We start from the raw sequence: 12,708 nt of genomic DNA, 5'->3' as shown, positions 1-12,708 counted from the left end.
TGTTAGGCGATGAGCCGTGCTTAGACCGCCGCGAACGGTTGTTTGTACGTCGCTTTCTTACCACAAACGGCTTGGCGGGCAGCCAGCGGGCAAATAGACTGCAGTTGCAGCAGAGAACGATGTCGAATGACGGTACGTGATGGCGTTTATGCATAAGTAGACCCGCAACGTTCCGTCACTTTCTTCGTGAATCAACGATCTGGGAGCTTGGCATTATGAAGGGTTTGTTGTTGGCCGGCGTAGTGGTCGCAGGTGCTTCGCTTTACATGATGATGCCGCAAGCCAAGGCGGCGGACGGGGATGCTGGCTGCGGCGGCAAGCTCATCGAATATGTTCCCTTTACCGTCAACGGGCAGAAGATCGGGCAGCTCCAGCTGTACTACAATGCGCAGAACGGCATGAACTGCGCTGTGATGCTGCATGGCGGGGCAACGTGGGGCGTTGCGCGCGACACCGGCGTGGCCCTGTTCCGCAAGCGGCGCGGTGATCAATATTATACCGAGCCCGCTTTTGAGCGAGACACGTTCCGCTATCAGGCTGGGCCGATCCGTACCGCCGGCGATGGCTGGTGCGTCAAGGGCGGCGGCGGGATCACGCATGGGGGCAAGCATTACACGCTCTATACCGGCGATCACTGCGGCTGATGGCCGGGTCGGGACACAGGCGCGTCGGGCGCCGAGTAGGCCTTGTCTCGCTTTTCGGGGTGGCTGTAGCGGTTGCGGCGGGGTGGCTGGTGACCCCTGAAGAGCAAGGGAAACCTGCGGCGGCCAGAGGCGGGGTGACGATCGTCACCACCCAGCCCGAACCCATCCAGACAGCGGCGGCGCCGGTCAGCGGAGCGGCGGTGCAATCTCAAACTTCGGCGGTCGTGGTTGCGCCCGCCCCGGCGGATGTCCCGCGTCAGGAGCCGGTGGAATTGCCCGTCGACCTCAAGGCAATCGAGAGCGCAGGCGCGACGGAGGCGCCACTCGGTGACGGTGGCGCTGCGCTGGGGCAACCATAGCCACACCGTCGTGACGTGCCGCTCGCGGCAGGAACAGGTCAGCGGCAGCGCCCGGTTCCTGTTCGCCGAGGAGCTCCGCGGCGACCGACAAGAGCTTTACTCTAGGATCTGGCTCACCCCGCCACGATCCGCACCGGCACCGACTTCGCCGCCGGCACATGGCTTTCCTCGGCATGATGTTCGAGCGGCATCAGCACGTTGCACTCCGGATAGTAAGCCCCGAGGCACCCGCGCGGAATGTCGTAGGCGGTGACGATCAGGCCATCGAGGCGCCGCGTGATGCCGTCCTCGGCGTCGCTCTCGAGCGCGACGATCTGGCCGTTGCGCAAGCCCGCCTGCGTGATGTCGGCGGCGTGCATGAACAGGATGTCGCGCGTGCCCTTCACCCCGCGGAAGCGATCGTAATAGCCGTAGATCGTCGTGTTGAACTGGTCGTTCGAGCGCAGCGTCATCAGCCGGAAGCGGCCGTCGGCATCGGCGAAGCCGGTCGCCGACAGCCCGCTCGGCGCGAGGAATTCGGCCTTGCCGCTCTTGGTAAGCCAGATCCGCTCGCTCGCCTTGTTGCCTTTCCAATAGCCGCCGCGTTCGAACAGGTGGCCGTTGAAGTTGGGAAAGACCTGCGGATAGGTCTGCTCGATCGCGTCGCGGATCAGCGCATAGTCGCCGACCCACGCATCCCAGTCGACCTTGGGGTTGGGCGGCAGGATCTGCTTGGCGAGCGCGCCGACGATCGCGGGTTCGGACAGCAGATGCGGGCTCGCCGGGCTGGCCTTGCCGCGCGAGGCGTGGATGCAGCTGCTCGAATCCTCGACCGTCACGACCTGCGGGCCGCTTGCCTGGACGTCGGTCTCGATCCGGCCGAGGCAGGGCAGGAGATAGGTTACCTTGCCCGGGAAGAGATGGTTGCGATTGAGCTTGGTGGCGATCTGGACCGACACGTCGAGGTTGGTCCACGCCGCTTCCATCGGCTTGGTCTCGGGTACCGCGCGCAGGAAATTGCCGCCGAGCGCGATGAACGCCTTGACCGACCCGTCGATCACGCCGCGGCATGCCTCGACGGTGTCGAGGCCCTTCTCGCGCGGCGCGGTGAAGCCATATTGCGCCTCGAGCCGATCGACCGGCACGAGCTCGGTCTTCTCGGTGATGCCGACGGTGCGCTGGCCCTGCACGTTGGAATGGCCGCGTACCGGGGTCGGGCCGGCGCCGGGCTTGCCGATATTGCCGCGCATCAGCAGCAGGTTGACGACCATGCGGACATTCTCGACGCCTTTGACGTGCTGCGTCAGGCCCATGCCGTAGATCGCCATCACCGCCTTGGCCTTGGCGTAAAGGCGTGCGGACTCCTCGAGCTCAGCCTTGGACAGGCCAGCTTCGTCGACGATCGCGTCCCAATCGGCGGTGCGCACCGCGGCAACGAAATCCTCGAAGCCGTGCGTGTGGGTTTCGATAAAGGCCGTGTCGAGCACCGGCGGCTTGCCCGCGGCGAGCGCGGCGTCGTTCCATTCGACCAGGAACTTGGCGATTCCCATCATCGCGGCGATGTCGCCACCGGCCTTCACCTGATGATATTGGGTCGAGATGTTGGTCTCGGCGAGCGTCGCCATTTCGAGCGGATTCTGCGGATCGGTAAAGCGTTCGAGCCCGCGTTCCTTGAGCGGGTTGAAGGTGACGATCTCGACCCCGCGCTTGCGGCAGCTGCGCAGGTCGTGGAGCATGCGCGGCGCGTTCGACCCGACATTCTGGCCGAAGAAGAAGATCATGTCGCACTGCTCGAAATCCTCGAGCCGGGTGGTGCCGACGGGAACGCCGATCGACGCCTTGAGCCCGACCGAGGTTGATTCGTGGCACATGTTCGAGCTGTCGGGCAGGTTCTGGTTGCCATACATCCGTGCCATCAGGCCGTACATGTACGACGCCTCGAGGCTGGTGCGGCCCGAGGAATAGAACACCACCGATTTGGGATCCATCGGCCGCAGTGCGGCACCGATCCCGGCGAACGCCTCGTCCCACGAACAGGCGACATATTTATCGCTCGCGGCATCGTAGCGCAGCGGGTGCGTGAGGCGACCATTCTGTTCGAGGTCGTAGTCGCGCCAGCCGCGGAGTTCGGTCAGCGTGTGCTTGGCGAAGAAGTCGGGCGTGGTGCGATAGCTGGTCAGCTCCCACGCGGTCGCCTTGGCGCCTTCCTCGCAAAACTCGACCGGGTGGACGTGCTTCGGCTTGGGCCAGGCGCAGCTGACGCACTGGAAGCCATCGGGCTTGTTCTGGCGGACGAGCTCGCGCAGCGCCTCGGGCGTGACGCGTTCGCGCGGCAGGATTTCGGCGAGCGAGCGGACCGAGCCCCAGCCGCCAGCCGGGCCTTCGAACGGGGTGAGACCTGGCTGGTCTGATTTCTGCTTGGTCATCACGGTTCCCGCTCGTGGATCGGAGTGCGCGATCCTCTACCCTTGGAACGATGCGACAAACAATTGGTTCAGCGGCGCCGGGGTGAACTTCTCGCTCACCGGGTGCTGCCCGTTTGGCGAATGCGCACAATCGTCTAGGAGCGTGCGAATGTCCGTCGCTGCCACCCCGCATCGCTTCGACCAAGTGCGCGCCGACGGCACGCAGGTCACGCTTGAGCGCCCGATCGCGGTCGAGCGCCCGATCGCGATCGAATTCAACGGGATCGGCTATGCCGTGATGATGGCGACGCCGGTCGACCTCGACGATTTCGCGATCGGCTTCGCGCTGAGCGAGCGGCTGATCGACGGCGTCGCGGCGGTGATCGACATCGACCTTCATTCGCGGCCCGAAGGCGAGGTGGTCCGCGTGACGCTGGCGGCGGAGTGCACGCCGCGGCTGCTCGAGCGCGTGCGGCACCGCGTGTCCGAATCGTCGTGCGGATTGTGCGGTATCGAAAATCTCGAACAGGCGCTGCGGCCGCTTCGCCCGGTCGAGGCGCACAGCGACGCCGACAGCGCGGCGATCTTCCGCGCGCTGGGTGATCTGCGCGCGCTCCAGCCGCTCAATCGCGCGACCGGGGCGGTGCATGCGGCGGCGGCGTGCTCGGCACAGGGCGCGGTGCTGCTGGTGCGCGAGGATGTCGGGCGGCACAATGCGTTCGACAAGCTGATCGGGGCGATGGCGCAGGGGCAGCAGGGGTGGGACGGCGGCTTTGCGCTGCTGTCCTCGCGCTGCTCGTACGAGCTGGTCGAGAAGGCGGCGCTCGCCGGCTGCCCGCTGCTGGTGACGATCTCGGCGGCGACCGATCTCGCGCTGGCGCGTGCCAGGTCGTGCGGGCTGCGGCTGGTGACGCTGGCGCGCAGCGACGCTGTGCTGGCCGTGCCGGGCGATCTCGCGTGAGGCGGCTCGGCGCGATCCTCGCCGGTGGGCAGGCGACGCGGTTCGGCAGCGACAAGGCGCTCGCCTTTCTCGAGGGACGCGCGCTGATCGCGCACGCCGCCGCTGCGCTCGACGGCCATGTCGCGGCGACGATCGTCTGCGGGCGCGACACCGCGCCGGCGGGGATGGTCGCGATTCCCGATTGGCCTGAGCCCGGGATGGGGCCGCTCGGCGGGCTGTGCGCGGCGTTGCGGCAGGCGCGCGCGGATGGGTTCGACGCGGTGCTGTCGATCGGCTGCGATACGCCGACGCTGCCGGCTGCGCTGATCGATCGGCTGGTCGCCGGGCCGGGGGGGCGCTTCCTGCGGCAGGCGCCGATCATCGGCTGCTGGCCGGTCGCGCTGGCCGACGATCTCGAGCGGCATCTGGCGCAGCGTGGCGACCTCGCGGTGCGGCGCTGGGCGGCGGCGGCGGGGGCCGCGGCGATCGATGCCGGGGGCGACCTGCCCAACATCAACAGCACCGCCGATCTCGCGGCGTTCGGGGGCGCGGCGTGACGGGCGGGCTCGGAATTGCCGGCCCGGCCGACGCGGCGGCGGTCATCGCCTTGTGGCAGGCATGCGGGCTGACGCGGCCGTGGAACGATCCGGCAGTCGACTTCGCGCTGGCGCTCGGCGAGGGCAATGCGACGATCCTGCTCGCGCGCGACGGCGGCACGGTCGTCGGGAGCGTGATGGTCGGTTTCGACGGGCATCGCGGCTGGGTCTATTATCTCGCGGTCGCGCCGGATGCACGGGGGCGGGGGCTCGGCCGCGCGCTGATGGCGGCGGCGGAGCACTGGCTGCGCGAGCGGGGCGCGCCAAAGGTGCAATTGATGGTGCGCGGCGACAATGTGGCGGCGCTCGGTTTCTACGCGGCGTTGGGTTTGGCGCGGCAGGATGTTGTGGTGTTGGGGCGCTTTCTTCCGGACGAGAGCGCTGTCGACTGAGGGGCGGGGGCAGCCCAAGTTTGATGAAAGGCGATGGCCGCGGCGTCTGATTTTTGATGGCGTGGTCAATGGCTTGCATTTTTTTGGGCTAGTGGGCGGGTTCCGCTGCGGCTGTGTTGTTACGGGGTTTCCGTCGCGACCGTGTTGCCGCCTTCTTATGCATATGAGCGGCCGTCAGGTCGTCGTTAACATGTCTGCTTCTGGTGGGGACCGGACAGGCAGCTTTCAGGAGGCAGTTGGCGATAGCCGCCGTTCTCAAAAAGGATGGTGAAGCGGGAAAACTTCCGCAGGCTCATTAACGGGCCGGCGGCTGCATGAACTCTATCGTGATATGATCGGGGCCGGAAACGTATGCCACCAAAGTTCCTTTCCGTGGACCACCCGCGATCGGCAGTGGACTACCCTTGGCCTTCCATCCTGCTGCCTCGACGCGGGCAATAGCGGCATGAATATCCTTCACGGTCAGCGCCAGGTGGGCCGCTCCGATCGATCCCGCGCTGGAAGGCACCGCCCCATTCTGGTGCCCTCTTGAATATTGCAACAGTTCGACACCGTAGCCGTCTGGTGCCCTGACGATCGCCGTTGTCACACTCGGATCGTCGACACCTGTCACCTGATGCAGGAAATCGCCCCCCATCTCTGATTGTCGCTCAAGTGTGAAACCGAGCGCTCCCGTCCAAAACCGAACGGCTTCGTCCAAAGACGATACAGCGAAACCTGTGTGGTCCACGGCAATTACGTTTGCGGCGTCGTTCATTGCTGCACTCTCACTGGGCCGTGCTTGCCCTGTCTGGGCCTGCGCCCCGGCTGCAACCGACGCCAGCAGCATGGCGAACATGATCTTCATAGTGCTTCTTTAACACTTTGGGCTCTTCTCGAATAGGAACGTCTGGCGGGAACTTCGCCGCCTCGATCGCGCTGACGGACGCCTGCGGGTTTCGCTTTCCCAAAACCTGTTCCCAATTGCTCTTTCCCGAAATGGCCAATCGAAGACGGAAAAACGGGAAAGATCGCGCTAAACGAATGGCCGCTATTGGGAGCCCGTATCGCCAGCATGAACGTCCAGGTGTGGTCGATATGCGCCGCTATCGCTCCAACCACGCAGCCATAAAAACAACGGCTACAAAGACAAATAGCGATAAGATCGCTACGGCCCATCCCGCCCACGGGCCATGTTCCTCGTTGATCCATCCCACCAGATCGGTCATCGCCCGGAAAATCTCTTCCATCTGCCGACAATACCGCAAGCGCGGTGCCCCCGCTACGGCTTGGGCCGCTAGGTGCTTTCGGCGTTCGCCTATCGCCGATAGAAGGAGCGCCCACTCCAGCTTGACCCGAAAAGGACGCGCATGCCGCTCTCCCTGTATGGAATTCCCAATTGCGACACCGTCAAGAAGGCGCGGACGTGGCTGAGCGAGCAGGGCATCGCCTACGCGTTCAACGACTATAAGAAGCAGGGCGTCAACGAAGCCGCCCTGCGCGGCTGGGTCGATCGGCTGGGGTGGGAGGCGGTGCTCAACCGCGCCGGCACCACCTTCCGCAAGCTGCCCGACGCCGACAAGAGCGGGATCGATGCCGAGAAGGCGATCGCGATCATGCTCGCCAATCCCTCGACGATCAAACGGCCGATCCTGACCGACGACAACGAATCCGGTGGCGTGCTGCTGGCAGGGTTCAAGCCGGATACCTATCTTGAGGTCCTGAAACCCTAGGAGAGTCTCTTATGCCGACTGCCCGCTGGAACGGCGCCGTGATCGCCCAGTCCGATGACACCGTCGTCGTCGAGGGGAACCACTATTTCCCCGCCGACAGCATCGTCGCCGAGCATTTCGAGGCGAGCGCGACGCACTCGCACTGCCCGTGGAAGGGTGATGCGAGCTACAAGACGGTCGTCGTCGACGGCAAACGCAACGCCGATGCGGCGTGGTTCTATCCCGACCCCAAGCCCAAGGCCGCCGAGATCAAGGATCGCTTCGCTTTCTGGAAGGGCGTCGAGGTCGCATGAGGCGCTAGCCGTCCCACTGGAATACTGCGTCGAGCGGCTTGTCGAACACCTGCGCGATGCGGAACGCGGCCTCGAGCGTCGGGGAATATTTCCCGGCCTCGATGGCCGCGATCGTCTGGCGCGTCAGGCCGATCCGCGCGCCGAGCTCGGCCTGCGTCATTTCGCCGGCCATGAAGCGCAGCAGGCGGATCTGGTTGGTGATCGCCATCGTCAGCCGCGCGCCCGGTAGCCGGCGACCTCGACGCCGCAACGCGTCAATTCGCCGAGCACGATCGCCCCGAGGATCGCGTTGACGAGGACGGCTTGGCCGGCGCCGAAGAACAGCGTCGCGAGCGCGGCGAATATGGCGGTGAGCAGCACCGGATAGGAGATCGCCACCGCCCGCCGCGCGATCAGCCGGTCGCGCTCGTCGCTCGGCGCCTGCGCGTCGCGCAGGTTGCTCAGCGCCACCGCGATGCTCGCCACGATCATCGCGCACACCAGCACCAGGATCACGCCGAGGAACGGCCCGGCACGCGCCGCACTCAGCGCGCTCGGCGGCTGGCCGAGCACGGTGAGCGAGAAGAAATAGGGCCCGAAGGCCAGCAGAATGCCGCCGAGCGATAGCCACGACATCTTTTCCCTGAACGCCATATCCGCCTCCATGTCTTCAATTGCGAACTCAATGTTATAAATAGCTGACATGGAGTCAAGCCTATCGTGCATTGAAGCGGCGGGTGCTGGCGCGGCCTTGCGCGAGGCGCTATTCGGTCGCGCCATGTCCACGACCTTCACGATCGACACCGCGACCAGTCGCGCCAACCCCACCCCGGCGCCGATGAAACGGCTCACCGTCCCTGCGATCCAGCGGCGCAAGGGGCAGGAGCCGCTGGTCATGCTCACCGCCTATACCGTGCGCATGGCGCAGTTGCTCGATCCGCATTGCGACCTGTTGCTGGTCGGCGACAGCCTCGGGCAGGTGATCTACGGTTTCCCGTCCACGCTCCAGGTCACGCTGGACATGATGTGCGCGCACGGCGCCGCGGTGGTGCGCGGGAGCTATCATGCGGTGGTGGTGATCGACATGCCGTTCGGCAGCTACGAGGCGAGCCCCGAGCACGCCTTTGCCTCCGCATCGCGGATCATGGCCGAGACCGGGGCGGCGGCGGTCAAGCTGGAGGGGGGCGAAGCGATGGCACCGACCGTCGCGTTCCTGACCGCGCGCGGTATTCCGGTGATGGGCCATATCGGGCTCACGCCACAGGCGGTGAATGCGTTGGGCGGCTATGGCGCGCGCGGCCGCAGCAATGCCGAGCACGCCAAGATCATCGGTGATGCGCGCGCTATCGCGGCGGCCGGTGCCTTCGCGATCGTGGCGGAAGGCGTGGTCGAGCCGCTCGCGCGGGCGATCGTCGCCGAAGCCTCGTGCCCGGTGATCGGCATCGGCGCGTCGGCGCAGTGTGACGGGCAGGTGCTGGTGGCCGAGGACATGCTCGGCCTGTTCGAGCAGACCGCACGCTTTGTGAAGAAATATGACGATATCGCGGGCCGTATTTCTGCCGCGGTCGAGCAGTATGCGGCCGACGTGCGATCCCGGACCTTTCCGGGATCCGACCAGATTTACGCCCCGAAAGACTAGTATCGAAGGCTAGCGTCGCGGGGGTTTTTTGAATGCTTTTGTTTGCGGCGGCGCCCGGCTAAGGTCCGCGCCTTCCCGCCCTGATCCGATGGAGTTTCCGCCTTGGCCGTGCCGCCGAATACCGATGCCGCATTCCTGCGTGAAGTCGATGAGGAACTGCGCCGCGACGAAATGGCCAAAGCGGCACGGCGGTATGGCGTGGCCGCGGTCGCGGTGGTCGTGCTGGCGTTGGTCGGCTTTGCCGGCTGGTTGCTCTGGCAGTCGCACGCGCAGAACGTCGCCGCCGACGAAGGCGCGGCGCTGAGCCAGGCCTATGACGACATCAACGCCGCCAAGCCCGCCGCCGCGCAGACTGCGTTGGCCCCGCTCGCCCAGTCGAGCGTCGAGGGCTATCGCGCTCTGGCGCTGATGAGCCAGGCGGACATGCTCCTGGCAAAGCAGGACGTGGCCGGCGCCGCCGCCAAGTTCGGCGCGGTAGCGAGCGACACGTCGATCGGCCAGCCGCTGCGCGACCTGGCGCTGATCCGCCAGACCACCGCCGAGTTCGACACGATCAAGCCTGACGTCGTGATCGCGCGGCTGCGCGGCATTGCGGTCAAGGGCAATCCGTGGTTCGGCAGCGCGGGCGAGCTCGTTGCGATTTCCTATCTGCGGACCGGGCGCCGCGATCTCGCGGGCAAGATCTACGGGCAAATTGCGCAGGACCCCGCAACGCCCGAGTCGATGAAGCAACGTGCGGTTCAGATGGCCGGTATATTGGGTGTGGACGCGGTCTCCGACGCTAAGGATCAAAAATCGCAATGAAGATGAACAACCGCTTTCTCGTGATTGCCGTCACCGCCGTGGCGCTGAGCGGCTGTGCCTCGCTGAAGGGCAAGAAGAAGACCCCGGTCCTTGGGCAGAGGGTCGCGATCCTCGCCGGGGAAAACGACGTCGTCGCCGACAAGACGATTTCGGGCGTCGAAGTGCTCGTGCCGCCCGCCACCGTCAACGACAGCTGGGCTCAGCCCGGCGGCAACCCGTCGAAGGCGCTCGGCCAGGTCGCGCTCGGTGCCAATTTGACGCGCGCATGGAGCGCGACGATCGACGGCGGCAGCAATCGCCAGCGGCTCGGCGCGGCGCCGGTCGTGGCGGGCGGACGGCTCTATGCGATCGACGTCGATGCGACGATCCACGCTTTCTCGGCGACCACCGGCGCGAAGATCTGGCAGACCGACATCGCCAAGACTGACAAGGCCAAGGCCGACAAGAAGGCGCGCGGCGCGCGCTTCGGCGGCGGCGTCAGCTTCGATGACGGCAAGGTGTTCGCGACCGACGGTCTTGGTGACGTCGTCTCGCTCGACGCGGCCTCGGGCAAGGTCGTGTGGCGCGCCAAGCCCGGCGCCCCGCTGCGCGGCGCCCCGACCGTCGCCAACGGCCAGGTCTATGTGCTGAGCCAGGACAACCAGTTGTTCGCGCTGTCGCAGGCCGACGGCACCGTCGTGTGGAACCAGACCGGCTCGATCGAGACGCAGGGCGTGTTCGGCGTCGCGGCGCCGGCGGTCAATCAGGGCACCGTCGTCGCCGGCTTCTCGTCGGGCGAGCTCAACGCCTATCGCTACGAGAATGGTCGTCCGCTGTGGCAGGACGCGCTGTCGCGCTCGACCATCTCGACCTCGGTGTCGTCGCTTGCCGACATCGACGCCGATCCGGTGATCGACCGCGGGATCGTCTATGCGGTCGGGCAGGGTGGCCGCATGGTCGCGATCGAGATCGATTCGGGCCAGCGCCTGTGGGAACAGAATTTCGCCGGGATCTCGACGCCGTGGGTGTCGGGCGAGTGGGTGTTCATCGTGACCGACGACGCACGCCTCGTCTGCCTGGCGCGGGCCACCGGCAAGGTGCGTTGGATCAGCCAGTTGCGCCACTATAAGAGCGAGAAGCTCAAGAAGGACGGCACGATCAAGGACAGCAAGAAGGCCAACCCGGTCACCTGGTTCGGCCCGGTGCTGGCCGGCGGGCGGCTGGTGCTGACCAATTCGCTGGGCGAGATCGCCTCGGCGTCGGTCGTCGACGGCAAGGTCGGCACCGTGATCGAGAACAAGGCGCCGTTCACGCTGCCGCCGGTCGTCGCCAATTCGACGCTCTATGTGCTCGACCAGAAGGGGCGCGTCTCGGCCTATCAATGAGGCGATTCGCCCGGCGTTCGGGCGGGGGTGACGAAAGCGTGCGCGTGGCGTAAGGGACGCGCATGTCCAAAACCCCCGTGGTCGCGATTATCGGCCGGCCGAACGTCGGCAAATCGACTCTGTTCAACCGCCTCGTCGGCAAGAAGCTCGCTCTGGTCGACGATCGCCCCGGCGTGACGCGCGATCGCCGGGAGGGCGATGCGACGCTCGTCGGGCTCAATTTCCGCATCATCGACACCGCCGGCTATGAGGATCAGGACGCTGCGTCCTTGCCCGGCCGGATGCGGCAGCAGACCGAGGCCGCGGTCGCGCAGGCCGACGTCGCCTTGTTCATGTTCGATTCGCGCGTCGGGTTGGTCCCGCTCGACGAAGAGATCGCGCGCTGGCTGCGCGGATCGACCACGCCCGTCATCCTCGTCGCCAACAAGGCCGAGGGCAAGGCCGGCGCCGACGGCATCCTCGAATCGCTGTCGCTCGGCTTTGGCGATCCGGTCGAGCTGTCGGCCGAGCATGGCGAGGGGCTGGTTGAACTGTTCGACGCGCTGCTTCCCTATATCGAACCCGAGAAGAATGCCGCGGGCGAGGATATTCCGCACGGCCTCGACGAGGAGGAGGAATATGCCCCCGACGCGCCGCTCAAGCTCGCCATCATCGGCCGCCCGAATGCCGGCAAGTCGACGCTGATCAACCAGATCCTCGGTGAGCAGCGCCTCATCACCGGACCGGAAGCCGGCATCACGCGCGATTCGATCGCGGTCGACTGGATCTGGCACGATCCCGAGCGCGAGCATGGCGAGGATGCGCGCAAGGTTCGGCTGATCGATACGGCGGGCATGCGCAAGCGTGCGAACGTGCAGGACAAGCTCGAGAAGCTGTCGGTCGCCGACGCGCTCCACGCGATCGATTTCGCCGAAGTCGTCGTGCTGCTGCTCGACGCGACGCGCGGGCTCGAATCGCAGGATCTGCGGATCGCCGACGCGGCGCTGCAGGAAGGCCGCGCGCTGATCGTCGCGATCAACAAATGGGACATCGCCGAGAACGGGTCGAGCCTGTTCAACGGCATCCGTGGCGCGCTCGAGGAAGGGCTGAGCCAGATCAAGGGCATGCCGGTGCTGACGGTGTCGGGCGCGACCGGCAAGGGCATCGACGTCTTGCTAAAGGTCGCCTTCGAGACGCGCGACACCTGGTCGCGCCGTGTCGGGACGGGCGAACTCAACCGCTGGTTCGAGAAAGCGGTCGACGCCAATCCGCCGCCGGCACCCGGCGGCAAGCGGATCAAGTTGCGCTACATGACGCAGGCGAAGACGCGTCCGCCGGGCTTCGTGTTGTTCGGCACGCGCGTCGATCAGTTGCCGATGAGCTACCAGCGCTATCTGATCAACGGTATCCGTCGTGACCTTGGTTTTGGCGCGGTACCGGTGCGATTGACCTTGCGGGCTCCAAAGAACCCGTTCGATCGCTGACCCACGCCATGGTGAATAGGCAAAATCTTGCCCGATCTCGCCAGATACTTCGCTCGAGGGGTTCTTTCCTGAACGCGTGAACCTTTCGTTTACGTGCCGTGGCTTACGAAAGGCCAGCGATTGGGCGTGGGGTCCGATC

The 12,708-nt window shown here is 65.9% G+C and carries 15 protein-coding genes; 11 read left to right on the top strand and 4 right to left on the bottom strand.

Annotated elements, in window-relative coordinates; genetic code table 11:
* The first annotated feature begins 215 nt into the window (after positions 1-215).
* Both U1872_RS05935 and U1872_RS05930 read left to right on the top strand, forming a co-directional pair.
* Positions 216-644: a hypothetical protein gene (locus U1872_RS05935; RefSeq protein WP_332791970.1), complete on the top strand. Its 429-nt coding sequence runs from the start codon at positions 216-218 to the stop codon at positions 642-644.
* A 134-nt stretch (positions 645-778) separates the two neighbouring features.
* Positions 779-1,003, top strand: a complete 225-nt coding sequence (locus U1872_RS05930; protein ID WP_332791969.1) for a hypothetical protein — start codon at positions 779-781, stop codon at positions 1,001-1,003.
* 113 nt (positions 1,004-1,116) lie between these two features.
* Here the strand turns inward: U1872_RS05930 and U1872_RS05925 are convergent, their stop codons facing one another.
* Positions 1,117-3,408 (bottom strand): FdhF/YdeP family oxidoreductase, encoded by a 2,292-nt coding sequence (locus tag U1872_RS05925; RefSeq protein ID WP_332791968.1) that lies wholly within the window; start codon positions 3,406-3,408, stop codon positions 1,117-1,119.
* 148 nt (positions 3,409-3,556) lie between these two features.
* On the opposite strand from U1872_RS05925, the gene fdhD reads away from it, so the two are divergent.
* Genes fdhD through U1872_RS05910 form a run of 3 tightly spaced genes read left to right on the top strand, consistent with a single transcriptional unit; the run spans position 3,557 to position 5,315 of the window.
* A complete protein-coding gene (fdhD, locus tag U1872_RS05920; protein ID WP_332791967.1) occupies positions 3,557-4,348 on the top strand; it encodes a formate dehydrogenase accessory sulfurtransferase FdhD in 792 nt (263 codons plus the stop codon).
* On the top strand, positions 4,345-4,884 hold the full coding sequence (locus tag U1872_RS05915) for a molybdenum cofactor guanylyltransferase (RefSeq protein ID WP_332791966.1): 540 nt from the start codon (positions 4,345-4,347) through the stop codon (positions 4,882-4,884). Before fdhD ends, U1872_RS05915 begins: the two co-directional genes overlap by 4 nt.
* Positions 4,881-5,315, top strand: a complete 435-nt coding sequence (locus U1872_RS05910; RefSeq protein ID WP_332791965.1) for a GNAT family acetyltransferase — start codon at positions 4,881-4,883, stop codon at positions 5,313-5,315. Before U1872_RS05915 ends, U1872_RS05910 begins: the two co-directional genes overlap by 4 nt.
* Before the next feature lie 295 nt (positions 5,316-5,610).
* Here U1872_RS05910 and U1872_RS05905 read toward each other — a convergent pair whose 3' ends face one another.
* The gene (locus U1872_RS05905) at positions 5,611-6,162 is read right to left on the bottom strand and encodes a VOC family protein (protein ID WP_332791964.1); all 552 of its coding nucleotides are present in this window, start codon (positions 6,160-6,162) and stop codon (positions 5,611-5,613) included.
* A 502-nt stretch (positions 6,163-6,664) separates the two neighbouring features.
* On the opposite strand from U1872_RS05905, the gene U1872_RS05900 reads away from it, so the two are divergent.
* Together U1872_RS05900 and U1872_RS05895 are read left to right on the top strand one after the other, a co-directional pair.
* Positions 6,665-7,027, top strand: a complete 363-nt coding sequence (locus U1872_RS05900) for an ArsC family reductase (RefSeq protein WP_332791963.1) — start codon at positions 6,665-6,667, stop codon at positions 7,025-7,027.
* An 11-nt stretch (positions 7,028-7,038) separates the two neighbouring features.
* Complete coding sequence (locus U1872_RS05895) at positions 7,039-7,320, top strand: DUF427 domain-containing protein (protein WP_332791962.1); 282 nt, start codon at positions 7,039-7,041, stop codon at positions 7,318-7,320.
* Positions 7,321-7,324: 4 nt separating this feature from the next.
* On the opposite strand, the gene U1872_RS05890 is transcribed toward U1872_RS05895, so the two are convergent.
* Both U1872_RS05890 and U1872_RS05885 read right to left on the bottom strand, forming a co-directional pair.
* Positions 7,325-7,528 carry a helix-turn-helix transcriptional regulator gene (locus U1872_RS05890; RefSeq protein ID WP_332791961.1) on the bottom strand — a complete coding sequence of 68 codons (204 nt, stop codon included), beginning with the start codon at positions 7,526-7,528 and terminating at the stop codon, positions 7,325-7,327.
* Positions 7,529-7,530: 2 nt separating this feature from the next.
* The gene (locus U1872_RS05885) at positions 7,531-7,953 is read right to left on the bottom strand and encodes a hypothetical protein (RefSeq protein ID WP_332791960.1); all 423 of its coding nucleotides are present in this window, start codon (positions 7,951-7,953) and stop codon (positions 7,531-7,533) included.
* A gap of 124 nt (positions 7,954-8,077) precedes the next feature.
* On the opposite strand from U1872_RS05885, the gene panB reads away from it, so the two are divergent.
* The 4 genes from panB to der all read left to right on the top strand — a co-directional run bounded on the left by panB (position 8,078) and on the right by der (position 12,569).
* Positions 8,078-8,938, top strand: a complete 861-nt coding sequence (gene panB / locus U1872_RS05880) for a 3-methyl-2-oxobutanoate hydroxymethyltransferase (RefSeq protein ID WP_332791959.1) — start codon at positions 8,078-8,080, stop codon at positions 8,936-8,938.
* A 108-nt stretch (positions 8,939-9,046) separates the two neighbouring features.
* Positions 9,047-9,742, top strand: a complete 696-nt coding sequence (locus U1872_RS05875; RefSeq protein ID WP_332792767.1) for a tetratricopeptide repeat protein — start codon at positions 9,047-9,049, stop codon at positions 9,740-9,742.
* Entirely contained in the window at positions 9,739-11,106 is a 1,368-nt protein-coding gene (locus tag U1872_RS05870; RefSeq protein ID WP_332791958.1) for a PQQ-binding-like beta-propeller repeat protein, read from the top strand. The genes U1872_RS05875 and U1872_RS05870 overlap by 4 nt, the downstream gene beginning before the upstream one ends.
* A 62-nt stretch (positions 11,107-11,168) precedes the next feature.
* Positions 11,169-12,569, top strand: coding sequence for a ribosome biogenesis GTPase Der (gene der / locus U1872_RS05865; protein WP_332791957.1), 1,401 nt, complete (start codon positions 11,169-11,171; stop codon positions 12,567-12,569).
* Positions 12,570-12,708: the final 139 nt, after the last annotated feature.

It is taken from the genome of Parasphingomonas frigoris (genome assembly GCF_036663815.1).
GTDB lineage: Bacteria > Pseudomonadota > Alphaproteobacteria > Sphingomonadales > Sphingomonadaceae > Sphingomonas.
Note: the sequence above shows the minus strand (reverse complement) of the source record. Positions and strands in the feature narration are given on the sequence as shown.